General features: G+C 70.9%; 23 protein-coding genes. 10 read left to right on the top strand and 13 right to left on the bottom strand.

The genetic code is table 11. The features are described 5' to 3' along the window. Positions 1 to 86: 86 nt before the first annotated feature. The 11 genes from VFV21_RS04465 to VFV21_RS04415 form a co-directional block, all read right to left on the bottom strand. Positions 87 to 1,268, bottom strand: a complete 1,182-nt coding sequence (locus tag VFV21_RS04465) for an ABC transporter permease (RefSeq protein WP_329668284.1) — start codon at positions 1,266 to 1,268, stop codon at positions 87 to 89. A gap of 10 nt (positions 1,269 to 1,278) precedes the next feature. Beyond that, positions 1,279 to 2,439, bottom strand: a complete 1,161-nt coding sequence (locus VFV21_RS04460) for an ABC transporter permease (RefSeq protein WP_329668283.1) — start codon at positions 2,437 to 2,439, stop codon at positions 1,279 to 1,281. A 10-nt stretch (positions 2,440 to 2,449) separates the two neighbouring features. Further along, positions 2,450 to 3,142 carry an ABC transporter ATP-binding protein gene (locus VFV21_RS04455; RefSeq protein WP_329668282.1) on the bottom strand — a complete coding sequence of 231 codons (693 nt, stop codon included), beginning with the start codon at positions 3,140 to 3,142 and terminating at the stop codon, positions 2,450 to 2,452. A 50-nt stretch (positions 3,143 to 3,192) separates the two neighbouring features. Then, a complete protein-coding gene (locus VFV21_RS04450; protein WP_329668281.1) occupies positions 3,193 to 4,425 on the bottom strand; it encodes an efflux RND transporter periplasmic adaptor subunit in 1,233 nt (410 codons plus the stop codon). A 129-nt stretch (positions 4,426 to 4,554) separates the two neighbouring features. Next, on the bottom strand, positions 4,555 to 5,940 hold the full coding sequence (locus tag VFV21_RS04445) for a leucyl aminopeptidase family protein (RefSeq protein ID WP_329668280.1): 1,386 nt from the start codon (positions 5,938 to 5,940) through the stop codon (positions 4,555 to 4,557). After that, a complete protein-coding gene (locus VFV21_RS04440) occupies positions 5,937 to 6,668 on the bottom strand; it encodes an HAD family hydrolase (protein ID WP_329668279.1) in 732 nt (243 codons plus the stop codon). Before VFV21_RS04440 ends, VFV21_RS04445 begins: the two co-directional genes overlap by 4 nt. Positions 6,669 to 6,709: 41 nt before the next feature. Next, the gene (locus VFV21_RS04435) at positions 6,710 to 7,879 is read right to left on the bottom strand and encodes an AI-2E family transporter (protein ID WP_329668278.1); all 1,170 of its coding nucleotides are present in this window, start codon (positions 7,877 to 7,879) and stop codon (positions 6,710 to 6,712) included. Continuing rightward, positions 7,863 to 8,270 (bottom strand): hypothetical protein, encoded by a 408-nt coding sequence (locus tag VFV21_RS04430; protein WP_329668277.1) that lies wholly within the window; start codon positions 8,268 to 8,270, stop codon positions 7,863 to 7,865. Before VFV21_RS04430 ends, VFV21_RS04435 begins: the two co-directional genes overlap by 17 nt. Next, positions 8,267 to 8,719, bottom strand: coding sequence for a hypothetical protein (locus VFV21_RS04425; RefSeq protein ID WP_329668276.1), 453 nt, complete (start codon positions 8,717 to 8,719; stop codon positions 8,267 to 8,269). The genes VFV21_RS04430 and VFV21_RS04425 overlap by 4 nt, the downstream gene beginning before the upstream one ends. A gap of 7 nt (positions 8,720 to 8,726) precedes the next feature. Next, positions 8,727 to 9,026 carry a hypothetical protein gene (locus tag VFV21_RS04420; protein WP_329668275.1) on the bottom strand — a complete coding sequence of 100 codons (300 nt, stop codon included), beginning with the start codon at positions 9,024 to 9,026 and terminating at the stop codon, positions 8,727 to 8,729. Between the two features lie 63 nt (positions 9,027 to 9,089). Further along, on the bottom strand, positions 9,090 to 10,547 hold the full coding sequence (locus VFV21_RS04415; protein WP_329668274.1) for a Do family serine endopeptidase: 1,458 nt from the start codon (positions 10,545 to 10,547) through the stop codon (positions 9,090 to 9,092). A 494-nt stretch (positions 10,548 to 11,041) separates the two neighbouring features. On the opposite strand from VFV21_RS04415, the gene VFV21_RS04410 reads away from it, so the two are divergent. The 6 genes from VFV21_RS04410 to VFV21_RS04385 all read left to right on the top strand — a co-directional run bounded on the left by VFV21_RS04410 (position 11,042) and on the right by VFV21_RS04385 (position 18,626). After that, positions 11,042 to 13,192, top strand: coding sequence for an adenosylcobalamin-dependent ribonucleoside-diphosphate reductase (locus VFV21_RS04410; protein ID WP_329668273.1), 2,151 nt, complete (start codon positions 11,042 to 11,044; stop codon positions 13,190 to 13,192). Between the two features lie 126 nt (positions 13,193 to 13,318). After that, positions 13,319 to 13,834 (top strand): hypothetical protein, encoded by a 516-nt coding sequence (locus VFV21_RS04405; protein ID WP_329668272.1) that lies wholly within the window; start codon positions 13,319 to 13,321, stop codon positions 13,832 to 13,834. Between the two features lie 102 nt (positions 13,835 to 13,936). Continuing rightward, positions 13,937 to 14,731, top strand: a complete 795-nt coding sequence (locus VFV21_RS04400; protein ID WP_329668271.1) for an NrdJb — start codon at positions 13,937 to 13,939, stop codon at positions 14,729 to 14,731. Positions 14,732 to 14,852: 121 nt separating this feature from the next. After that, on the top strand, positions 14,853 to 15,689 hold the full coding sequence (locus VFV21_RS04395) for a hypothetical protein (RefSeq protein ID WP_329668270.1): 837 nt from the start codon (positions 14,853 to 14,855) through the stop codon (positions 15,687 to 15,689). 130 nt (positions 15,690 to 15,819) lie between these two features. Continuing rightward, positions 15,820 to 18,033 carry a prolyl oligopeptidase family serine peptidase gene (locus VFV21_RS04390; RefSeq protein ID WP_329668269.1) on the top strand — a complete coding sequence of 738 codons (2,214 nt, stop codon included), beginning with the start codon at positions 15,820 to 15,822 and terminating at the stop codon, positions 18,031 to 18,033. A gap of 134 nt (positions 18,034 to 18,167) precedes the next feature. Next, a complete protein-coding gene (locus VFV21_RS04385) occupies positions 18,168 to 18,626 on the top strand; it encodes a hypothetical protein (protein WP_329668268.1) in 459 nt (152 codons plus the stop codon). Between the two features lie 50 nt (positions 18,627 to 18,676). Here the strand turns inward: VFV21_RS04385 and chrA are convergent, their stop codons facing one another. Both chrA and fabR read right to left on the bottom strand, forming a co-directional pair. Next, positions 18,677 to 19,888 carry a chromate efflux transporter gene (chrA, locus tag VFV21_RS04380; RefSeq protein ID WP_329668267.1) on the bottom strand — a complete coding sequence of 404 codons (1,212 nt, stop codon included), beginning with the start codon at positions 19,886 to 19,888 and terminating at the stop codon, positions 18,677 to 18,679. After that, positions 19,889 to 20,527: an HTH-type transcriptional repressor FabR gene (gene fabR, locus VFV21_RS04375; RefSeq protein ID WP_329668266.1), complete on the bottom strand. Its 639-nt coding sequence runs from the start codon at positions 20,525 to 20,527 to the stop codon at positions 19,889 to 19,891. Between the two features lie 93 nt (positions 20,528 to 20,620). Between fabR and VFV21_RS04370 the strand changes: the two genes are divergently transcribed. The 4 genes from VFV21_RS04370 (at position 20,621) to VFV21_RS04355 (ending at position 24,087) form a co-directional block, all read left to right on the top strand. Next, on the top strand, positions 20,621 to 21,721 hold the full coding sequence (locus VFV21_RS04370) for a ferredoxin reductase (protein WP_329668265.1): 1,101 nt from the start codon (positions 20,621 to 20,623) through the stop codon (positions 21,719 to 21,721). 4 nt (positions 21,722 to 21,725) lie between these two features. Next, positions 21,726 to 22,862, top strand: coding sequence for an acyl-CoA desaturase (locus VFV21_RS04365; protein WP_329668264.1), 1,137 nt, complete (start codon positions 21,726 to 21,728; stop codon positions 22,860 to 22,862). Positions 22,863 to 22,938: 76 nt separating this feature from the next. Beyond that, a complete protein-coding gene (locus VFV21_RS04360; protein ID WP_329668263.1) occupies positions 22,939 to 23,694 on the top strand; it encodes a hypothetical protein in 756 nt (251 codons plus the stop codon). Positions 23,695 to 23,826: 132 nt separating this feature from the next. Next, positions 23,827 to 24,087, top strand: a complete 261-nt coding sequence (locus tag VFV21_RS04355) for a putative signal transducing protein (RefSeq protein WP_329668262.1) — start codon at positions 23,827 to 23,829, stop codon at positions 24,085 to 24,087. The last annotated feature ends 90 nt before the right edge of the window (positions 24,088 to 24,177 follow it).

The raw sequence follows: 24,177 nt of genomic DNA, 5'->3' as shown, positions 1-24,177 counted from the left end.
CGCGACCCACCCACGGTAGCCGACCGCGACCCGGCGCGCATCCGGGCCCGCGGCGGGCCCGGGGTCCGGCCAAAGGCCGCCCCGGGCTATTGCGTGCGCAGCGCCGTGGTGACCTGCATCCGCGCCGCCCGCACCGCCGGCAGCAGGCCGCCGATGAAGCCGATCACCATCGCGATCGCCAGCCCCGACAGCACCAGCGGCAGCGACACCTGGAAGGCGAACACGACCTGGGTGAAGCTCTGGCCCAGCGTGGACACCGACAGGTTGTCGAACATCGCCCAGGCGATGAAGGCGCCGGCGGCACCGCCGATGAAGGCCAGCACCACCGCCTCCACCATCACCGACACCAGCACCGGCATCGCGCCGAAGCCGATCGCGCGCAGGGTGGCGATCTCGCGGGTACGGGTGGCGACCGCGGCGTACATGGTGTTGAGCGCCGCGAAGATCGCGCCCAGCGCCATGATCAGCGTCACCACGCCGGCCAGCACCGAGATGGTGGCGCGGAACTGCCCGGTCTGGGCGCTGTAGTAGGCCTGCTCCTGCAGCACCTCCACGGTCAGCCGCGGGTCGGCGGCCAGCGCGGCCTTCAGCGTCTCCAGCGATTCGGGCGACTCCAGCCCCACGCGCACCGCGCTGAAGCCGTTGCCGCGGTTGAAGGTGGATTGCGCGGTGCCGGCATCGGCCCACATCTCGCTGTCGTTGGCGTCGCCGGCCTCGAAGATGCCGACCACGGTCCAGTCGGAGCCGCGCATGCGCAGCGTCTCGCCCACGCCGGCGCCGTCGAACAGCCGCGCCACGCCGGCGCCGACGATGATCTCGCGCAGCCCCGGCTCGAAGCGCCGGCCCTCGATGATCTTGAGCTGCGGGCGCAGCTCGAACGACGCCGGCTCGACGCCGCGCAGGGTGACGTTGGCGCCATTGATGGTCTCGCCCTTCTTCAGCAGCTCGGTGATGACGATGAGCTCGCCCGAGGCCAGCGGCTTGCCGTCGCTGCCCTTGCGGATGCCGGGACCGAGCTTGATGAGGTCGGCGCTGTCGCCGCCGAAACCCGAGTTGAGCTCGGCGCCCGAGCCGCCGCGCAGCACGATGGCGTTGTCGGTGCGGCCGGCGTCCTGCAGCGTGGCCTGGAAGCCCTGCGCCATCGCCAGCAGGGCGGTGAACACCGCCACCACGCCGGCCAGGCCGATCACGATGACGAGCGAGGGGCCCCAGCGCTGCGGGATCGAGCGAAGGTTCAGGCCGGTGATGGCGAAGATCTGTCGGAACATGGGTTTCTCCTCAGCGCCCGGCCAGGGCATCGACGATCTTCAGGCGGCGCGCGCGCAGCGCGGGCAGCAGGCCCACCACCAGGCTCAGCACGATGATGGCGATCACGCCGCTCAGCCACACGCGGCCATCCACGGCCACCGGCATCATCGGACCGGCGGCCTTGGAGATGCCGGCGCCGAGGAGCGTCGCCAGCGACAGGCCCAGCAGGCCGCCGATCGCGCACAGCGCCACCGTCTCGGCCAGCACGAAGCCCAGCACGCTGTTGTCGCTGAAGCCCAGGGTCTTGAGCACCGCGAACTGCGGCACCCGCTCGCGCACGCTCTGCGCCATGGTGTTGCCCACCACCAGCAGCAGGGTGAAGAACACCGCGAACAGGATCCAGCGCACGATCAGGCCGATGTCGCCGAGCTGCTTGAGGAAGCCGACCTGGAAGTCCTTCTCGGTCTGGGTCTTGGTTTCATCGGCGGAATTCTCGTAGCGCTTGTCCACCGTCATCGCCACCGACTCGGCCATGTCCGGGTCCTCGAGCCGCAGCACGAAGATGCCGGCGTTGCCACCGCCGAACTGCGTGGCCTCGGCGAAGTAGGCGTGGTTGATGTACATGCCGCCGGCGGTCTGCTGCTGCCACTGGTCGTCCTTGCCGTCGTAGATGCCGACCAGGTCGAAGGTCCAGTCCTTGCTGCCGTTCTTCTGCGGGAAGATGTTCGACTGCAGCGGGATCTTGTCGCCCACCTTCCAGCCGTACTGCTCCGCCAGCAGGCGGCCGGCGATCATGCCGGTGCGGGTGTCGCGGAAGGCGTTCCAGTGCTCCTCCGGCATCACCCATTCCGGGTAGACGTCGTGCAGGCGCTCGGGGTCCACGGCGAAGGCGAAGATCTGCGGGTTCTCGCGGAACACCGCGCCGAACCACTGCTGGTACATCACCCGCTGCACGCCCGGGATGGCGTCCATCTCGGGCACCATGCGCATCGGCAGCGACTGGGTGAACGACACCCGCGACTGGGTGACCAGGCGCGTGGCCCCGATGAAGTCCGGGCTGGCGCTGAACACCAGGTTCAAGGACTGCAGCAGCCCGAACAGCACGAAGGCCATCACCACCGACAGCAGGGTGAGCCAGGTGCGGGTCTTCTTGTGGAAGAGGTTGGCGAGGATGAAGCCGGTCTTGGTCATGGCGGCGGCCTCAGTGCGCCGGCGCGGCGTCGACCAGCTGGCCCTTGTCGAGGTGCACCGTGCGGCTGGCGTACTCGGCGGCCTTCGGGTCGTGCGTCACCATGATGATGGTCTTGCCGTGCTCGCGGTTGAGCACCTGCAGCAGGCCCAGGATCTCGTCGGCGGTCTTGCGGTCGAGGTCGCCGGTGGGCTCGTCGCAGACCAGCAGGGTCGGGTCGGTCACGAGGGCGCGGGCGATGGCGACGCGCTGCTCCTGGCCGCCGGAGAGCTCGCTGGGCTTGTGGCCGGCGCGGTCGGCCAGGCCGACCAGGGTCAGCGCGACCTTGGCGCGCTGGGCGCGCTCGGCGCTGCCCATCTTCGACAGCAGCAGCGGCAGCTCGACGTTCTTCTGCGCGCTCAGCACCGGCAGCAGGTTGTAGAACTGGAACACGAAGCCGACGTGCTCGGCGCGCCAGCGCGCCAGGTCGCCGCCGCTGTACTGGTCGATACGCTTGCCGTCGACCGCGACGCTGCCGGCGGTGGGCGTGTCCAGGCCGCCGATCAGGTTGAGCAGGGTGGTCTTGCCCGAGCCCGAGGGACCCATCAGCGCCACGAAATCGCCGCGCGGGATGTCCAAGTCGATGCCGTGCAGCACTTCGACCGACTGCTTGCCGCGGGTGTAGTGCTTGGTGAGCTGCCGGATCTGTACCAATGAATCAGCCATGACGAACCTCGTGCCGTTGTAGGAGGGGCTTCAGCCCCGAAGCTTTCCGATCAGGAACCCACCGAAACCTTCGCCTCGTCCACCAGCTCCGCCGGCGGCGAAACGACGACCTGCTCGCCGACGGCCAGCCCGCTCGTGATGCGCCGCCGGCCATCGCGGGCCTCGCCCGCCTCGACGTTGCGCATCCCGGCGCGGCCATCCTTCACCACGAAGGCGACGCTGCGGCCGTCGCGCTGCACCACCGCCTCGGCCGGCACGCTCACGCCGACCACCGCGGGCGTGTCCGCCTCGGCCGGCGCGCGCTCCTCCAGGAAGGACACGCGCACGCCCATGTCGGGAACCACGCGGTCGTCGCGCTCGAGCAGGGCGATGCGCACCTTCACCGTCGCCTTGCTGCGGTCGGCGGTGGGCACGATGGCGATCACCTCGGCCGGGATGCGCCAGTCGGGATAGGCGTTGAGCACGGCCTCGACCTTCTGCTTGGGCTTGACCCGGCCGATGAAGGCCTCGTTGACGTCCACCTGGATTTCCAGCGATTCCATGTCCACCACGGTGCCGATGCCGGTGCGGGTGAAGCCGCCGCTGCCCGAGATCGGCGAGATGATCTCGCCCGGCTGCGCCGCCTTGACGGTGATCACGCCGGCGAAGGGCGCGCGCACCACGGTGTTGTCCACGCCGATGTCGGACAGCGCGAGGCCCTCGGTGGCCACCCGCACGTTGTCGCGCGCGGCCTGCACCTGGGCGGCCAGCGCGTCGCGCTCGGCCTGGGCCTGGTCGAGCGCGGCGGCGGCGACCAGCTGGCGTGCCGCCAGGTCGCGGCTGCGCGCGAGGGTCTGTTCGGCCAGCTTGAGCTGGGCCTCGGCGCGCACCACGTCGCTGCGCGCGGCGGCGAGCTGGGCGGCCGATAGATTGCGCTGGGCGTCGGCATCAGTGGGCTCCAGGCGCGCCAGGATCTCGCCTTCGGCCACCTTCTGGCCTTCCTCGATGTAGACCTCGAGCACCTTGCCGGAGATCTTGGAGGACACCGTGGCGATGCGGCGGGCGGTGACGTAGCCGGAGGCGTCGAGCACCGAGCTGGCGCCGGACGCGGCCCCGGTCTCGGCCTGCGCGGCGGCCACCGTCACCGGCAGCGGCTTTTCGCGCAGCAGCCCGAAAGCCACGGCGGCACCCACCGCCACCACGGCCAGGCCGATGAACAGGCCGGCCTTGCCCGGGCCCTTGCGCGGCGGCGGCGCGGCGCTGCGGTCGATGCGGAGCTGGTTGAGCAGGTCGGGGGAAGTCATCGCGTCACGGAAGTCCGGGGGAGGAGCCAGTGTACGCAGCGGCCCCGTGAGGCCAAGGTGCCGGAATGCACTTTCTTCCGGCAGTGCCGCCGATCACGCGGCGGGGCTGACGTTTGTCAGCCCGGCGGCTCAGCCGAAGCGGGCCCTGAGCAGGCCCCAGGCCGCGCGCAATCCCTGCGCCTCGCCGCCGGCCGGCTTGCCCGGGCGCTCGCTGTCGTTCCAGGAGTACACGTCCACGTGGGTCCAGGCCTGGCCCTCGGGCACGAAGCGCTCGAGGTAGACCGCCGCCGTGATGCAGCCGGCCATGCGCGAGGCGCCGGAGTTGGCCAGGTCGGCGATGCCCGACTTGAGGTAGCTCAGGTAAGGGCGCCACAGCGGCATGCGCCACAGCGGGTCGCGCGCGCGCTGGCCGGCGTCCAGGTAGTCGTTGGCCAGGGCGTCGTCGTTGGTGAACAGCGCCGGCAGGTCCGGGCCCAGCGCGATCCGCGCGGCGCCGGTGAGGGTGGCGAAGTCCATCAGCAGCGCCGGCTTCGACTCGGCCGCGTAGGCCAGCGCGTCGCACAGCACCAGCCGGCCCTCGGCGTCGGTGTTGTCCACCTCGACGCTCAGGCCCAGGCGCGTGGCCAGCACTTCGCCCGGGCGGAACGCGTTCGGGCCGATCGCGTTCTCGACCGCGGGCACCAGCAGCTGCAGGCGCACCGGCAGCTTCAGCGCCATCACCAGCCGGGCCAGGCCGAGGGCGTGGGCGGCGCCGCCCATGTCCTTCTTCATGTTGCGCATGCCGTCGGCGGGCTTGATGTCCAGGCCGCCGGTGTCGAAGCACACGCCCTTGCCGACGAGGGCCAGGCGCGGGTGGGCGTCGTCGCCCCAGTTGAGTTCGACCAGGCGCGGGGCGCGGTGGCTGGCGCGGCCGACGGCGTGGATGGCGGGGAAGTTCTTCGCCAGCAGGTCGTCGCCGGCGACCACGTCGAGGCGGGCACCGTGCGCCTTGGCCAGCTCGGCCGCAGCGGCTTCGATCTCGGCCGGGCCCATGTGCTCGGTCGGGGTGTTGATCAGGTCGCGCACCAGGGTGCTGGCCTCGAGCAGGGCCAGCGCCTCGGCGTCCACCTCGCCCTCGAGCACCAGCTGCGCCGGCTCGCGCGCGGGCTTGAGGTAGCGGCTGAAGCGGTAGGCGCCCAGGCCCCAGCCCAGCAGGGCCTGGCCCGGCGGCAGCGCGGCCGGCGACTGCGCGCACAGGGTGTAGCGCCCGGGCGGCAGCAGGCTGGGCAGGTGCGCCAGGGCCAGCGGGTCGGCGGCGTCGGCCAGCACCGCCAGCACGTAGGCCGGGCGGCCGTCGTCGCCGGGAATGGCCAGCGGCGCCACGGAACCCGCGCCCGCGCCGTGCGCGTCCAGCCAGGCCTGCACCGGCGCCGGCTGCTGCCCGCGCCAGCCGGCGAACCCGACGCGTTCGACCAGCCGCAGCGGCGTGGCGCGGGCGGCGGCATCGGGGCGGGCGAAGCAGGACGGCAGGCTCATCGGGTTTCCGTGGTGGCGATGTTTTCGGGGGCGAAGACGTGGTGGTCCAGCCAGTCGGCCAGGTCCGCCAGCGTAGCGAATTCAAGGTCGGGGCGCGGCAGGTTGGCGGGCCAGCGCTGCTTTTCGCGGTTGATCCAGCAGCTGCGCAGGCCGGCGCGGCGGGCGCCGGCGACGTCCAGCAGCGGGTCGTCGCCGATGTGCAGCACCTCGGCCGGGGCCCGGCCCAGGCGTTCGCAGGTGGCGTGGAAGATCGGCGCGTCGGGCTTGGCATGGCCGTGCTCGCGGGCGCTGACGAAGACCTGGAAGTGGTGGTCGATGCCGATCCGCGCCAGGTCGGCATTGCCGTTGGTCAGGGCCGCGATCGGCAGCCGCGACGACAGCCGCGCCAGCGCCTCGGGCACGTCCGGGTAGAAATCGACCTGGTTGCGGCTGGCGATGAAGGCCTCGTAGGCCGGCTCGAGGTGGTGGCCCGGGTCGCCCGAGCTTTCCAGCGCGTGCAGCAGCGAAAGCTTGCGCTGCTGGGAGAAATCGTGGGCGTACTCGGGGTGGCGGGCCGCGACCTGTTCGCGCAGCTTGCGCATGCGGTGGATCGGGAAGTTCGCGGCGGTGCGCGGCGCGTGTTCGCGCAGGAAGGCGTCGAGGGCCAGCTCCGCGCGCTCGATCGCCGGCCAGATCGGCCAGAGGGTGTCGTCGAGGTCCAGGCTGAGGGCGAGCGGGCGCAGGTTCACCCGCGAATTCTAGCGCGGGCGGCCGGCCCGGGCGGGTGAAGCTACTCCAGCAGCCGCGACCAGTGGTTCCAGCCATCCACCCGGCTGGCGACGATCTTCAGGCAAACCAGCATCGGCACCGCCACCAGCAGGCCCGGCACGCCCCACAGCCAGCCCCACAGCATCAGCCACAGGATGATCGCCAGCGGGTTGATCTTCATGGTCTTGCCCAGCGCCATCGGGGTGAGCAGCTGGCTTTCGAGGCCGTTGAGCAGCAGGTAGCCCGCGGCCGGCAGCAGCGCCGCCGACACGGTGTCGAATTCCGTCAGGCCGACCAGGCCCAGCAGCAGCGCCACCACCGCCGGCCCGACGAAGGGCGCGAGGTTGAAGGCCGCGGCCAGCACGCCCCACAGCAGCGGGTCCTCGACGCCCAGCCAGGCCAGCCACAGCGACGTGGCGCCGCCCAGCACCACCGCGGTGAAGCTGATGGTGAGCATGTAGCGCGAGAGCTCGCTCTGGATTTCCTGGACGATGCCGGCGGTGATCCGCTTCTGCGCGCGCGTCCTGCGCATCTCCAGCAGCTTGCGCAGCAGGTCGTCGCCGTAGACCAGGAAGGTGAAGGTGAGCAGGATCACCGCCAGCGTGTAGCCCAGCACCCGCGGTGTCGCCGAGACCAGGTCGACGCTGGGCGGCCGCACCACGATGCGCTCGCCGGGCGCGGGTTCGCCTTCGGTGAATTCATCGAGCGTGGCGGTGGCCCGGCGCGCCGCGTGCAGCGGCTGCACCATCTGCTGCAGCCGCGGCGCCGCCTCGCGCAGCGCGAACGGCACCTTGCTGGCCCAGTCGCCCGCCGGCCTGGCCACGAACACCGCGATCGCGCCCAGGCTGCCCAGCAGCGCGCCCACCAGCAGCACCGCCGCCACGCCGCGCGGCAGGAAGCGCAGCGGCGCGCGCGTCACCAGCGGGCTGAGCAGCATCGCGAAGAAGGCCGCGAGCACCACCGGCAGGATCAGGCTGGCCGCGAAGTAGCAGGTGTAGAGCAGCAGGGCCAGCACCAGCACCCACAGCAGGCGCGCGTTGACCTGCAGCGCGGCCAGGCGCGCGGCATGGCCGGAGGGTGCCGGCGGGCGCGCATTCTCAGGCGCCGCGCCCGGCGCCGGCTCGTGCAGGGCGGCGGCGGCCAGGGCCTCGGCGCTGGCGCCGCGGTCGCCGGCGTCAGGCGTCGACGGCACGGCGTCCCTCGGCGGGGCCGTCGGCGTCGTCGCCGGCGGCTTCGTCTTCGGTCGCTTCGGCATCGGCATCGTCCTCGTTGTCGCCGGCCGCGGTGGCGGTGGCGGCGGCGGTGATGCCGGCCAGCAGGCCCGGCAGCACGGTGTCCAACAGCATCGAGAAAATCGGGCCGCTGGCCAGGCGTCCGCCGAGGCCGGCCGCGGCGCCCACCGTCGGCGCGCTGAAGCCGCTGGCGACGCCGAGCGCGAAGCCCGAGACCACGATCCGCACCGGCGTGGCGCCCCGGCGCAGCTCGGACTTCAGGCGATCGAGCGACCCGGCGGCGGCCGCGCGCTGGTCGATGCAGGCCTGTTCGGCCCGCTGCACCGCGGCGATCTTGTCGGCCAGGCTCACGGCGCGGCCCCGGGTTGGGTCGGATTGACCGGGGTTTCCGCGGACCCGCCGCCAAAGCCCAGCCTGAGCTGCCGGCGCGTACCCTCGAAATCGGCGAGGCGCAGCATCGCCCTGGCGCGCAGCACGCCGAACACGGCGACGCCCACGCTCACCACCAGCGGGATCGCGATGGCCAGCGGCCAGGGCGCGCCGGCCGCGCGCAGGCCGCTCACCAGCAGCGCGGTCAGCAGCAGGTAGGCGGTGCCCAGCAGCACCGTGGCGACCAGCAGCCACACCAGCGCGGCCACCAGGGCATCGCGGGCGAGGCCGAATTCGGCGGCGAACAGCCGGCGCAGCGCGTCGAGCCCACCGATGTGCGCTTGGGCGGTGGCGCGCGCGGCGTCCAGCACCGCCCGGGCGTCGTCGGCCAGGGGGCCGGCGGTTTCGCGGGCCGGGGCCTGTTCGTCCACGGCCGGCTTACTTGCGGCGGGTGAGGGCGGCGACCAGGTAGCCGGCGGCGAAGGCCACGCCGAACGAGGCCAGCGGCTTGCTGCGGATCAGGTCTTCGGCCTGGGCCAGCATGCCCTTGCCCTGGTCAAGCAGGCCCTGCAGCTTCTCGTCGAGCTCGGCCTTGGCCTCGCGGGCGGCGGCGCCGCCGGCCTCGAGCGCCTCGTTGACGCCTGACTTCAGCGCCTCGCGGGCTTCGCCGAGGTTTTCCTTCGCCGCGGCGAGATGGCTGGTGTCTTCGATCGGTTGTTCGACCTTTGGACGGTTCATGGGTTCGCTCCCGCGGGGATCAGGCCTTCACCTTACACCGTCGCCGCGACCGCGGCGCCGGGCTCATTGCATGACGAGGTAACCGAAGCGGCCGCCGCGGGCGACGCTCAGCACCAGCTCGCGCGGCTCGGTGCCCAGGGCCGCGCGGAACGCGGGCAGGTCGGCCACGTTGCGGCGGTTGACCTGGCCAATGCGGTCGCCGGCGCGCAGGCCGCTGCGGGCGGCGCGGCTGCCCGGCGCCACCTTGCTGGCGACCACCCCGAACAGGCCCTGCTGGCGGAAGCGCTCGGGCAGCTCGACCAGGGTGGCGCCCTCGAGGCGCGGGTCGATCTCGCCGCCGTCGATCTCCTTGGCCTGGGCCTTGAGCACGGCCTGCACGCTGAGCCGCTGGTCGCCGCGCAGCAGGTCCAGGCGCACCTGCTGGTCGACCGGCAGCAGGCCCTCGAGGTTGCGCAGGGCCTGGGCGCTGTCGATGCGCTGGCCGTTGGCGGCCACGATCACGTCGCCCGGGCGCACGCCGGCGACTTCGGCCGGCGAGCCGCGGTAGACGCGGGCCACGAGCGCGCCGCGCTGGGTCTCGGCCAGGTCCATCTGCCGGGCCACGAAGGGCGTGATGTCCTCGCCGTCCAGGCCCAGCGAGCCGCGACGCACTTCGCCGTAGGCCATCAGCTGGCGCATCACCTCGCGCGCCAGGTTGGCGGGGATCGCGAAGCCCAGGCCGATGTTGCCGGCGGCGCTGCCGCGCGGGTTGAAGCTGGCGGTGTTGATGCCGACCAGTTCGCCGCGCAGGTTCACCAGCGCGCCGCCGGAGTTGCCCGGGTTGATCGACGCGTCGGTCTGGATGAAGTTCTGGTAGCCCAGGCCCTGCAGGCCGCTGCGGCCCACGGCCGAGACGATGCCGCTGGTGACGGTCTGGCCGAGGCCGAAGGGGTTGCCGACCGCGACCACGAAGTCGCCGACCTGCAGCTGGGCCGAATCGGCGAGGTTCAGTGCGGTCAGGTTCTCGGCCGGGATGCGGATCACGGCCACGTCGGTGTCGGGGTCGGCGCCCACCATCTCGGCCTCGAGCGTGCGGCCGTCGGCCAGGGTCACCGAGACGCCGTCGGCGTTCTCGATCACGTGGTTGTTGGTCAGCACCAGGCCGCGCTCGGCGTCCACGATCACGCCCGAGCCCAGCGACTGCTGCATGCGCTCCTGCGGCATGCCGCCCGGCATGCCGAAGAACTCGGCCAGCGGATTTCGCACCCGCACCACCTGGCGGGTGTAGATGTTGACCACCGCCGGGGTGACGTCCTTGAGCATCGGCGCCAGCGAGGGCACCGGCGTGCCGGCGATCTGCGCGGGCAAGGCGGCCTGGGCGGCGCGCGGCAGGGCCAGCGCGGCGGCGCCGTCGAGGGCGGCGGCGGCCCGGCTCGGCGGCGCGTTCGGCGCGGGCGCCACCGGCTCGGCCAGCCAGCGGCTGGCGCCGGCCCCGGCGGCAGCGGCGATCAGGAGGCAGGCGGCGGCGGGCAAGAGGCGCATTCGGGGCTCCGGCGGGAAAAAGTCTTGGTGGGTGATAGCAGATGGGAGCCCAACGGTGGCTGGACAAGGGGCGCGGAAACGTGACGGCGGTCCTGGTTCCACGGGGGCCCGCGGCCGCCCCCGATAGCGCCCGAACGCGGTCCGGGAGGGGTTCAGGCCAACTCTCCAAGACCCGTGGAACATCTTGACCCGACAGTGATTTCGGCACGTTTGAGCCTGTTGACACCCCCGCCAGCGAGGGGTAGCTTTGCCTTCCGCTGCCACTACATCTTGTGTCGGGCAGCGGGGGAGGCCCCAAGTCTTGGGGTCAGGGCTTGCACGACGCGTACGGCGAGACGGCATGCGGGATACCGACCGGACAGCACAGCTTCCCAGGGGCCTGGCCCCGCGGGCAGGCGTCGCTTCCCCCGGATTCCCGGCCGGCACGATCCGATAAGAATTCAATAAACACGGCGCCCCCACCCGAGGGGCGACCCGGGAGGAAGACAGGACTTATGAGCACGGTTCGCCTGGAGGCGGTCAAGAACAAGCTGGCGCAGGGCATCGAGATGCAGCCGGCGTCCTACGACATCTGGGACAAGAAGTACCGCCTGAAGACCAAGCAGGGCGACCCGGTCGATGCCAGCATCGACCACACCTACCAGCGCGTGGCCAAGGCCCTGGCCGAGGCCGAGCCGACCGCCGAGAAGCAGAAGTACTGGTACGAGCGCTTCCTCTGGGCCCTGCGCCGCGGCGCCATCCCGGCCGGCCGCATCACGTCCAACGCCGGTGCGCTCGAGCACAAGCCCGCCACCAGCACCATCAACTGCACCGTGTCGGGAATCATCACCGACTCGATGGACGACATCCTGGGCAAGGTGCACGAGGCGGGCCTGACCCTGAAGGCCGGCTGCGGCATCGGCTACGAGTTCAGCACGCTGCGCCCGCGCGGCGCCTACGTGTCCGGCGCCGGCGCCTACACCTCGGGCCCGCTGAGCTTCATGGATATCTACGACAAGATGTGCTTCACCGTCTCGTCGGCCGGCGGTCGCCGCGGCGCCCAGATGGGCACCTTCGACGTGTCCCACCCGGACGTGAAGGAATTCATCGGCGCCAAGCGCGAGGACGGGCGCCTGCGCCAGTTCAACCTCTCGCTGCTGGTCACCGACGAGTTCATGCAGGCAGTCGAGCAGGACAAGGACTGGCCGCTGGTGTTCCCGGTGAACATCAAGGAAAAGAACGAGATCAACGTCGACGACCCGAAGCAGGTGGTCTGGCGCGACTGGCCGCACAGCACCAACTACGTGACCCGCGAAGACGGCATGGTGGCCTGCAAGATCTACGGCCACATCCGCGCCCAGCAGCTGTGGAACCGCATCATGGCGTCCACCTACGACTTCGCCGAGCCGGGCTTCATCCTGATCGACCGCGTCAACGAGATGAACAACAACTGGTGGTGCGAGAACATCCGCGCCACCAACCCCTGCGGCGAGCAGCCGCTGCCGCCCTACGGCGCCTGCCTGCTGGGCTCGATCAACCTCACCACCTTCGTCCGCGACCCGTTCACCGACAAGGCCAGCTTCGACTGGGAGGAGTACAAGGAAGTGGTGCGGGTGTTCACCCGCATGCTCGACAACGTGGTCGAGATCAACGGCCTGCCGCTGGAGCAGCAGCGCAACGAGATCATGCGCAAGCGCCGCCACGGCATGGGCTTCCTGGGCCTGGGCAGCACCGTCACCATGCTGCGCATGAAGTACGGCGAGAAGGATTCGGTCGCGTTCACCGAGCAGGTGAGCCGCGAGATGGCCGTGGCCGGCTGGGAAGTGGCGCTGAGCCTCGCCAAGGAGAAGGGCCCGGCCCCGATCATGGAGGAGGAGTTCAAGGTCACCGCCGAGATGCTGCGCAAGCGCCCGGAGATGAAGAAGGACGGCTGGAAGGTCGGCCAGAAGATCAAGGGCCGCGAGCTGCACGCCCGCTACTCGCGCTACATGCAGCGCGTGGCGGAGGTGGCGCCGGAGCTGGTGAAGGAGCTCGCCGAGACCGGCGCCCGCTTCACCCACCACAGCTCGATCGCGCCCACCGGCACCATCTCGCTGTCGCTGGCCAACAACGCCTCCAACGGCATCGAGCCCTCGTTCGCGCACCACTACAGCCGCAACGTGATCCGCGAAGGCAAGAAGTCGAAGGAAAAGGTCGAGGTCTTCAGCTACGAGCTGCTGGCCTACCGCACCCTGGTGAACCCGGACGCGATGCCCTTCGGCACCGACGACAAGTCGCGCCTGCCGGACTACTTCATCTCGGCCGACGACATCACGCCCAAGGCGCACGTGGATATCCAGGCGGCCTCGCAGAAGTGGATCGACTCGTCCATTTCCAAGACCGCGAACGTCCCGACGGACTACCCGTACGAGGACTTCAAGGACATCTACATGTACGCCCACAAGCAGGGCCTGAAGGGTTGCACGACCTTCCGCTTCAACCCGGCGGCCTTCCAGGGCGTGCTGGTGAAGGAAGCCGACCTGGAGAACACCACCTACCGCTTCGAGCTCGAGGACGGCACCGTGGTGGAGGCCAAGGGCAACGAGGAAATCGAATACGACGGCGAGCTGCACAGCGCCGCCAACCTGTTCGACGCGTTGAAAGAGGGCTATTACGGAAAGTTCTAGTTCGGAAGGCTCACGGCAAGTTCTGGGCCCTGCCACGCGCACGCCGTGCGCGCACTCGGCTTGGAATCGCGCTAAGTTTGGAAGGCCCGCGGCGATCGCCGCGGTTTCATCGACGAGGAGAGCGGTATGAGCAACGGCAACGGTGTCACGGCGGCCATTTCCAATGCCGCTGGAAGCGTCAGCGACAAGGCCTCGGAAATCGGCGGCGCCATCGCCGACAAGGCCAACCAGGTGGTGAAGGCCGCCAAGAAGAAGGCGGCCCCGGCGATCAAGCGCGCCAAGGCCGAGATCAAGAGGGCCGAGCGTTCCGACACCGGCAAGGCGGTCAAGAAGGCCGTGGCCGGCGCCAAGAAGAAGGCGGCGGCGGCGGTGAAGGCCGTCAAGGCCAAGGTCGGCGGCGCCAAGCCGGCCGCGAAGAAGAAGGCGGCTGCCAAGAAGGCGCCGGCGAAGAAGAAGGTCGCCGCCAAGAAGCCGGCGGCGAAGAAGGCGGTCCGCAAGGTCGCCGCCAAGAAGGGCGCGGCGAAGAAGGCCGTGCGCAAGGTTTCCGCCAAGAAGGCTCCGGCCCGCAAGGCGGCGAAGAAGGTCGCCAAGAAGCCGGCGGCCCGCAAGACGACGGCCCGAAAGGTTGCCAGGAAGCGCTAAAGCCTGAGGCTGTCCCGATTGTCGTACCCCGTCCCCCCGCCGCCCGGCGGCGGGGGGCTCCGGGAGATCCACCCACCGAATTCCATAAGCGAAAAGAAACAGATGGCCATCAAGATCAGCAAGAAAATCAAGGGCTACAGCGTGCAGAAGCCCGAGGACAAGGCCAAGGAAGCCGCCGCGCCCGTCGCCGCGCCCGTGGTCGAGCTCGAGCCCGCCTCGAACATCATCCAGATGCACGAGAAGGTCGAGCGCCCCGAAGTGCTGATCGGCAACACCTACAAGATCAAGTCGCCGCTGGTCGAGCACGCGATGTACGTGACCATCAACGACATCGTGCTCAACCCGGGCACCGAGCATGAGCTGCGCCGTCCGTTCGAGGTGTTCATCAACTCCAAGAACATGGACCACTTCCAGTGGATCGTGGCCCTGACCCGCATCATGAGCGCCGTGTTCCGCAAGGGCGGCGACGTCACCTTCCTGGTCGACGAGATGAAGGCGGTGTTCGACCCGCGCGGCGGCTACTTCAAGGCCGGCGGCGTGTACATGCCGTCGATCGTGGCCGAGATCGGCTCGGTGGTCGAAGAGCACCTCAAGTCGATCGGCATGATCCTCGACCCCGAGCTCAGCGAGGCCCAGCGCCAGCTGATCGCCGACAAGCGCGCCGCCTACGAGGCCCGCGCAAAAAAAAAGTCCAGTGAATCCGGCCTGAGCGGCGCCCCCGCGGGGACCTCCGGCACCGACGGCGCATCGCGCGCCGACGAGGCGGTGCAGGTGACCGGCGAGGGCGCCTCTTTCCCGCCCAGCGCGACGATGTGCTTCAAGTGCAACACCAAGGCCACCGTGATCATGGATGGCTGCGCGACTTGCCTGAATTGCGGCTACAGCAAGTGCGGTTGAGCAGGTAAGTATCACGCTACAAGCGCTCGCATGCGGGTCGGCAACGCGGCCGGCCCGTATTGAGTTCGCCAAGCGGCTCCAACACACTCGCGTGGCGTCCCCCATCCCCCACGAGGCCCGAATGCTCCGTCCCGCCCTGCTCACCCTGGCGCTCGCCGCCGCTGCCACCACCGCCCATGCCGGCGAGTGCGAAGACAACTTCAAGAAGTCCGGCAGCCCGTTCACCGGCACTGACTTCTCCAGCGTGGTGGTGGTGCCCGACCAGTCGGTGGCCGATGCCATCGGCCAGATGCGCGGCATCATGATCGGCGAGAAGATGGACGTGATCGCCGAGGACGTGGAGAACGGCACGCTGCTGGTCGAGCAGCGCTCCACCAACACCACGCGCCCGATCCCGACGCTCATCAGCGTGTACGACGAGGGCGGCAAGGCCGCGGTCGAGATGACGGTCAAGACCGAGAAGGGCCAGTTCGCCAAGGCCGATTCGATCCAGGGCTACATGTGCACGCTGCTGGGCAAGCTGCAGGGCGGCGACGCCGGCCGGCAGGCGGCCGCGGCGGGCGCGGCCACCCAGAACGTCGACGACGTGACCGAGCAGGACGTGTACGTGTTCTCGCGCCGCATCGCCCGCGAGGGCCAGGCCAACGCCGCGGCCGTGTCGGCGCGCCACGACGGCCGCCGCTACGCGCTCAAGGGCAAGGTCAGCTCGATCCAGGAGCAGGACGGCGACACCATCGTCGGCTTCGACATCCCGGAAACCAGCGAGGCCTTCATCCAGCTGCCCGGCGACAACGCGCCGCGCACCGGCGTGGCCTGCGTGTTCAAGCCCGAGCAGCGCGCGCTGGCGCTGACCTTCCGCCGCGGCGAGACCGCGCGCTTCGAAGGCCGCTTCGCCGAGTACGACGGCATCCTGCACCAGGTCTGGCTGGACGGCTGCAAGCCCGCGCGGCGTCGCTGAGGTCGCGCTTGGCCAGCCCGCGGGGCCCCGGCCTCGCGGGCCCGCGGCGCGCGGTGAGAACACCCCGCGCCGCGCTGGCCGGAGCCGGTAGCGCCCGCCGTTCTCCCGGAGACCACGCCAGGAGCCGGACATGCGCGTACTGATAGCAGGATGGATCCTGGCCGCCGGCCAGGTTGCCGCGGTTGCTCCCGAGGTCGCGAAGGGTTCGCCGGAGGAAGCGACGTCGCAGGCGCCGGCTCACTATCCGCCGGCGCGGCGCACGGACGTCACCGATACCTTCCACGGCGTCGAAGTGCTCGATCCCTACCGCTGGATGGAGGATCTGCGCAGCCCCGAGCTGGCCACCTGGATCGAGGCGCAAAACCAGCGCTCCGAACCCGGGCTTCGCGGCGACCCTGCCTACGCGCAGGCACTGGCGCGCATGAAGGCGCTCGAGAACCTCTATCCGACCCGGGAGCCAGGCCGCGAAGCCGGTGGCCGGACGTTCTATCGCGCGATGGTCGACGACCGCATCCACCTGATGGTGAGCGGACCCGGCGACGCCGCGCCGCGCACGCTGGTGGATGCCGCCGCGCTGGGCGAGGGCGGCATGGTGCGCGCCTTCGTGCCTTCACCGGACGGCCGCCGCGTCGCCTACATCCTCAACCGCAACGGCGCCGACTGGGGCGAGATCCGCATCCTGGACGTGGATGCGCCGGACGTTGCGCCCACGGTGCTGGCGAACATCCGCTTCGAAGGCCCGATGCAGTGGTCGGCGGACGGCGAAGGCCTGGTCTATCGCCGCTTCGCGCCGCCCCGCGACGGCCGCCCCGAGGCGCCCGCCGAGGATCCCGCGCTTTACCTGCACCGCCTGGGCACGCCCGTGGCCGACGACCCGCGGGTGTTTTCGCTGCCGGAGGATCGCCGCGACTGGAGCCTGTCCCTCGACCTGCCGGGCGATCGCCGGCGGCTGTTCGCCTCGGTGGAGCGCGGCCCCTGGAATGACGGCAACCTCGGCGGCTCGCGTGCGCAGCTGCACCTGATCGAGCTCGAGGCCAGCGGCCATCCGCGCAAGGGCGCCCCCGCGCGCGTGCTGACCGAGCCCGATGCCGCCTATCGCGTCCTGCACGTCGAGGCCGACCGCGCGCTGGTGTTCACCGACAAGGATGCCCCGCGCCGGCGCGTGGTCTGGATGGACCTTGGCGACCCGGCGCCCGCGCGCTGGCAGCCTGTCATCCCCGAAGGCGAGGGCGTGCTGACCAACGCGCAGTGGTATGGCGGGCGCCTGGTCGCGCACTGGATCGAGAACGTGCATAGCGTGCTGCGGGTGTTCGATGCCGCCGGGAAGCCGGCGGGTTCGATCACGCTGCCGGGCACCGGCGTCGTGCAGGGCCTGTACGGCAGTGCCGAATCGCCGCGGTTGAGCCTCCTTTACTCCGGCCTGGTGCAGCCGCCGGTGCTGCTGCAGCATGACCTGGCGACGGGCCAGACGCGGGTCGAATCGGAGGCCGAACAGGCGCCGGATCTGTCGGCCTACGAAGTGAGCCAGGAGTGGTTCGCATCGAAGGACGGCACGCGGGTGCCGATGTTCATCGTGGCGAAGAAGGGACTGGCCCGCGACGGCAGCCATCCGACGCTGCTCTACGGTTATGGCGCCTCAGGCACGTCGGAGCTGCCGTACTTCCGCGAGGACGCGCTGGCCTGGGTGCAGATGGGCGGCATTTATGCCATCGCCAACCTGCGTGGCGGCGGCGAGTTCGGGCGCGCCTGGTACGAGGCGGCGATCCGCGAGCGCAAGCAAACCAGCTACGACGACATGATCGCCGCGGCAGAACACCTGGTCGCCAGCGGCCGCACGGACAAGAAGCGGCTGGCGATCTCCGGGGCCTCCAACGGCGGCATGCTGGTGACCGCGGTGATGGTGCAGCGACCGGACCTGTTCGGCGCGGTGCTGGCCGACGTGCCGGTGACCGACGCGATGCGCCGGCACATCGCCGGCAACGGCGCCCAGCAGGTGGACCAGTGGGGCACGCCGGCCGACGCCGACGTCTTCCCCGCGTTGCGCGCGTACTCGCCGCTGCACAACCTCGCGCCGGGCACCTGCTATCCCGCGACGCTGGTCACCACGTCGCACGACGACCAGCGGCTGCCGGCCTGGCATGCCTACAAGTTCGCGGCGGCGCTGCAGGCGGCCCAGGGCTGCGGCGCGCCGATCCTGATGCTGTCGCGCCAGTCGGGCGGCCACGGCGGCGGCGGCCCGAGCGGTTGGATGGAAAGCGTGGCGATCCAGTATGCGTTCCTGGCGCGGGTGTTGGGGCTGGGCGAGGCGGCCGCGGTTGGCGTGGGGACGCGCGCCGGGGATTGAGGCGCGGTCCGGGATTTCTACGATCGGATCGAGGTGGAGTCTTACGCCGCGACGGCGTGGGTACGGATGGGTTCGCGAGGGGTGCCGCGGGATGCTGGCCGCCATCGGATTTCGATGTGGCTGGAGTGGTTGGTATGCCGTGGACCCGCGCCCGGAGGGTCGTCGTGTTGGTCGCGATGTGGTTGGCGGTGGCGCTGGCGGCGCGTGCCGATGCCGCGTCACTCTTCAAATGCAGCGACCGGGAAGGCCGCGTCAGCTACCAGTCGGCGCCGTGCGCGCCGGGCGACACTCAGCTGTGGGAGCGCACGCTGGCGCCCGATGTCGACGTGGCGTCTGCATCGGGTGCCGGGAGCGGTCGGGAGAACATCGCTCCAAGGACGCCGGGCGCGGAGGCTTCCCGAGCCGTGGCGAGGCCGCCTCGCGCGGTGCGTGCCGCGCCGCGTGCCAGCGCACCGCGCAAGTCGGCGTCGCGAGCCTGCCAAAGTGCGAAGGCCGCCGATGCGGCCTATCGGGCGCAGCCGCTGTCGCGGGTGAAGCATGATGGGCTGCGTCGGCATGGCGACCGGATCCGGCTGGCCTGCGGTCCGCGGTGAGCACCGTGATGTCCCTGTCGAAGGCGCCGCAGTCTGCGCCCGGCGTCAGCCTAGCCGCCGAAGATCCAGCCCCACAGCGCCGCGCCGGCGATCACCGCGGGAATGAGCAGCCGCGCCTTCGAGGCAAACAGCAGGGCCAACACGATGGCGAACAGCGCCCACGCCTCGAGGCTGGTCAGGCTGGCGCGCATCAACGCGAGCGTGGTGCCGGCGATCAGGCCAACGACGCCGGCGGTGACGCCTTCGAGGAACTGGCGCGCGCGCGGCTGGTGCACCAGCCGCTCCAGCGGCTCGTGCGCCACCAGGGTGAAGGCGAAGGCCGGCAGGAACACGCCGGCGGTCATCGCCACCGCGCCCCAGGGCCCGCCGCCCACGTAGCCGACGAAGGTGGCGAAGATCACCAGCGGCGCCGGCAGCAGGCCCGACAGCGCCAGGCCGTCGAGGAACTGGCCGTTGTTCATCCACGCGCCCTGCGTCACGGCATCGCGCTGCAGGAAGGGGATGACGGTATAGGCACCGCCGAAGGTGAGCAGGCCGGCCTTGAGGCCTGCCCAGAACAGCAGCCACACCGACACGGCGCTCGCGTCCGTCGCCACGCCCGCGACCTCGGCAAGGCTGAGCGCTTCGAGTCCGGGCAACCCGCCGTGGCGAACTGCCAGCGCCACCACGGTCGCGGCGGCCAGCGCGATCCCGGCGACCGCGGCCGCCTGCCACCCGCGACGCGCGATGAGATACACCCCGCCGCCGCCCGCCAGGATCCAGCCGAAGTGCAGGCCGGCCAACTGCGCAAACCCCGCCACGATCGCGATCGCCCACAGCCAGCCATCGGTGACCACGTGCCCGCCGATGCGCAGCACCGCGCGCAGCACCAGCGCCGCCACCGCCGCCTGCACCGCGGCGAACACGCCCTGCAGTCCTTCGATGCCCAGCCCGTAGCTGACGTACGCCCACGACAGCGCCAACATCAGCACGAAGCCCGGCAACATAAAGCCCAGCCCCGCCAGCAGGCCGCCCAGGCGCCCGCGCGCCAGCATGCCGAAGTAGACGCACAGCTCGTGCGCCTCGGGGCCAGGCAACACCTGGTACACCGCGAGCGCGCGATTGAAATGGTCGCTGTCGACCCAGCGCTCCTCGTCCACCAGCGCGTGGCGGATCATCGCGATCTGCACCACCGGCCCGCCCCAGGCCAGCGCGCCGAAGCGCAGGAAGCGCAGGAAGACCTGCAGCAGGGTCTGGTCCGGGATGCGCGGGGCGCCCGCCACTTACTTCGGCATCGCGTGCGCGCCGACCAGGATCATCCGCACCATCGTGGTCAGCTGGTCCACGAGTTCCGCGTCGCGCTCGGGCGGCAGGTCGAGGGCGGTGGCGCCCATCGCGAAGGCCAGGCGGGTGATGGCCTTGGCGGCCAGCGCGGGTTCGGCCATCGGGCGGTTGCGCAGCTTGGCGAAACGGACCAGGTCGTGGTGCAGCTCGTCCTCGAAGAAGCCGAGCTCGCGGTCCACGGCGCGCTTGAAGGCGTCGGAGCCGACGGTGCCTTCGCGCAGCAGCACGTGCAGCAGCTTGTCGTCGGCGCGCACCTGCTCGATGAAGGCCTCGACCGAGCCGCGGACCACGCCGTGCTCGGCCTCGGCGCGGTGGCGGGCGGCGCCGACGATCTTGCGCAGGCTTTGGCCGGCCACGTCGATCAGGGCCACGGCCAGTTCATCCACGTCGCGGAACTGGCGATAGAAACTGTTGGGCGCGATGCCCGCTTCGCGCGCCACCTCGCGCAGGCTCAGGCTGGAGACGCTGCGGTGCGGGCCGATCAGGCGCAGGGCGGCGTCGAGCAGGTCGGCGCGGGTGATCGGTGTGCGCCGGACCGGGTGCAGGTCGGCATCGACGGCGGAGGAGGTGGGCGTCACGGGCGGGCCGGCTCGGGGTAGGCGGCCATCATAGCGACGGCATGCATATACAGTTGTATAGACATGCGTATGCAGCGATGTATACTGCCGCCCATGCGACCCGACCCTGTCCCCGGCCCGGCCCCGACCCGCTCCTCCGGGCGCGGCGCCCGCTCGGCCCTGGTTTCCCCGGCCCTGCTGGACTTCTGGGCCCAGAGGTGGGCGCCGGCCTGGAGCTGGAACCGTCCGCTGGCCCGGGTCGTGGCCCGCGAACAGGCCGCCGCCGACGCCGTGAGCCTGGTCCTGAAGCCGAACCGGCATTTCCGCGGCTTCCGGCCGGGCCAGCACCTGAACCTCGGCGTCGAGATCGACGGCCGGCGCGTGGTCCGCAGCTACAGCCCCAGCGCCCCGGCCGCGCCGGACGGCCGCTTCCGCATCACGGTCAAGGTGATCGCGGGCGGCAAGGCCAGCCGGTTCCTGCACGACCACGCCAAGGTCGGCGACGTATTCACGCTGGGCGAAGCCTTCGGCGACCTGGCGCTGCCGGCCGACGACGGCAACCCGCGCCTGCTGCTGGCCGCGGGCAGCGGCATCACGCCGATGATGGCGATCTTCGCGTCGCTGGCCGCGCAAGCGAATCCGGCGCCGACCACGCTGCTGTACTCCACCCGCACCCGCGACCAGCGCTGCTTCGTGGACGAGCTGCGCGCCATCACGGCGGCGCATCCCGCGCTGCAGGTGCGGTTCCTGCTGACCCGCGACCGCGCCGGGGCCGGTGACGAAGCCGAAGGCCGCCTCGACGCCGACCAGCTCGCGCCGTGGCTCGATGCGAGGGCACACGTGCTGGCCTGCGGCCCCACCGGTTTCGTCGATGCCGCGCGCACGCTGCTGGCCAACCGCGCCGCCCACTTCGCCGCCGAATCCTTCTCGCCGCCGGTGTTCGAAAACACCGACGCCGGCACCGTCGAACTCACCCTCGCGCGCAGCGGCCGGACGCTGGAGGTGCCGCGCGGCCAGCCGCTGCTCGACGCGCTCGAAGCCGCCGGCCTCTCGCCCGCGCACGGCTGCCGCCGTGGCCTGTGCAACACCTGCGCCTGCGGCAAGTCCTCGGGCCTCACTCGCCACCTGCTGACCGGCGAGGTGGAGCACGAACCCGTCTCCGCCCTGCGGTTGTGCGTCAGCAGCGCGCGCAGCGATCTCGTCCTGGACCTGTGACCCGATGACCGCCAAGACCCAGAACCGCGCCCTCACGCCCGACGAACTCGACGCCTTCGCCGCCGAGCTCGACGCCCTGCGCGCCCGCACCCTCGCGACCGTGGGCCAGGCCGACGCCGACTACATCCGCGCCGTGTACAAGGCGGTGCGCTACTTCGGTTTCGCCGGCCGCGCCTTGCTGATGGTGGCGGCCATCGCCGGCGCCTTCGCCGCGCCCGTGCTGTGGATCGCGGGCACGCTGGGCGTGCTCGCGCTGGCGCTCTCGAAGATCCTCGAGAACATGGAGCTGGGCCACAACGTCATCCACGGCCAGTTCGACTGGATGAACGACCCGGCGCTGGACGGCCGCACCTACGAGTGGGACATCGCCGGCACCAGCGAGAACTGGCGCAAGACCCACAATTTCCGCCACCACACCTGGACCAACGTGCGCGGCCTCGACGACGACATCGGCTACGGCCTGCTGCGCATCTTCCCCGAACAGCGCTGGCGCCCGTTCTACCTCGCGCAGCCGCTGGTCGCCGTGGTGTTCGCGATCCTCTTCGAGTGGGGCATCGCCGTCCAGGACCTGCGCCTGGGCCGCTGGTTCGCCGGCAAGAAGAAAACGCGGGAACTGCTGCAGGAATTCCGCCCGGTGGGTCGCAAGATGGCGCGCCAGATGCTGAAGGACTACGTGTTCTTCCCGCTGCTGGCCGGCTCGTTCTTCCTGACTGTGCTGGCGGGCAACCTCATCGCCAACGTCCTGCGCAACCTCTGGACCTGGGTGATCATCTTCTGCGGCCACTTCACCGCCGACGCCGAGACCTTCAGCCGGGAGTCGGTGCGCACCGAGGGCCGCGGCGGCTGGTACCTGCGCCAGCTCCGGGGTTCCTCCAATATCGCCGGCGGAAAACTGCTGAACCTGATGTCGGGCAACCTCAGCCACCAGATCGAGCACCACTTCTTCCCCGACGTGCCGGCCAACCGCTACGCGGCCATGGCGGTCGAGGTGCGCGAGATCTGCGCCCGCTACGGCCAGCACTACAACACCGGCTCGCTGCCGCGGCAGTTCGGCCAGGTGGCGTGGCGCATCCTGCGGCACGCGCTGCCGAGCCGCCCGCGCGTGGCTGCCATGATCGGCGCCACGCAGGCAACCGGGTAAGAAAATTGCTCACCCGGTTGTGGCGGGCCGGCATAGCCGATAGCGTCCGGATGACAAACGACTGCCGGGAATGACGATGCGCCACCTGCTGCTGTTCGCCGCGATGCTGTGCGCCCCCGCGATCGAGGCCACGCCACCGGCCGCGGCTCCCACGGCGCCGGTCGTGCGCAGCTTCGCGGCCCATGCGCACGTTTCCGAGGACGGCACCGTGGCTTCCGTGGACGTTGCTCCCGACGTACCCGCCCCGCTCGTGGACATCGTGCGGCAGGCGGTGCAATCGCTGGGCTTCCAGCCGGCGACGGTGGATGGCGTGCCCGCGGCCAGCCGCACCGCCGTGGTCGTGACGCTCCAGCTGACCCCGGGCGAGGCCGGGTCCCTGACCGCGAGCGTGGTCGACGTCGAGCGCGCGAAGGTGCGCATGTCCCCGCCGCGTTACCCGCGCGAGGCGCTGGTCGACCGCATCAGCGGCCGCGTACTGGTGGACCTCGCCGTGCTGCCGGACGGCCGCGTCGACATGGCCAACAGTCGCGTCAGCGAAGTGCAGCTGTCCCGGTTTGGCGCCGAGTCCCGCCGCGGGCGCGTTTATGCCCAGCAGTTGTCGGCGTCGGTCCTCGAGGCCGTGGCGGGTTGGGTCGTGCAGGTGGAGGAAGTGGCCGGCGTGGCACAGCCGACCCGCATCGAGACCCCGGTGCTGTTCTGCGCGGAAAGGGGCGAGACGCCTGGCGATTGCCCCGGGCTGGACCGCCACGTGGCCAAGGAGCAGCGCCGCGCCGCGGATCCCAAGGTCCGGCTCGCGCAGCTGCCGCCGTCGCCCGCGGCTCCCGACGCCTGAAACCGCCGCCCGGCCGGCCGCTCGTCAGCCCCAGCCCACCACGCGCTCCAATTCCACGCCAAAGTGTGAACCAGTTCACGTTTTACGCGTGAAGAAGCCCGGTTAATGGCGCGGGGAAAACGGGGAACGGCCATGACACCGGTGTACATCGCGGAGAGCGAGCTGGATGCCCAGCTCGTCCAGGACCTGCTACTGGGCTCGGGCATCACCGCCCACGTCTTCGGCCCGAACGTGGCCGGGGCCATTCCCGAAGTGCCGGCCACCGGCCTGATCCGGGTGGTGGTGGAGGACAGCGAGGCCGACCTGGCCCGGGCGCTGATCCAGCACCTCGAATCCAGCCCGGCGGCGGACGACGAAGACGCGGGCTTCCTGCTCGACAGCCAGAGCCTCTGACGTTTCCGCGTCGGAGTCCGTAAGCGACATCGATCTTACGCGGGCGAACACGCCTGGAGCTGCGCGGCAGATTCTGCGCGCCTGATCGGC

The sequence above is a fragment of the Arenimonas sp. genome, from assembly GCF_036275555.1.
Classification (GTDB): Bacteria; Pseudomonadota; Gammaproteobacteria; order Xanthomonadales; family Xanthomonadaceae; genus Arenimonas.
This window is presented reverse-complemented; position numbering and strand designations above follow the sequence as displayed.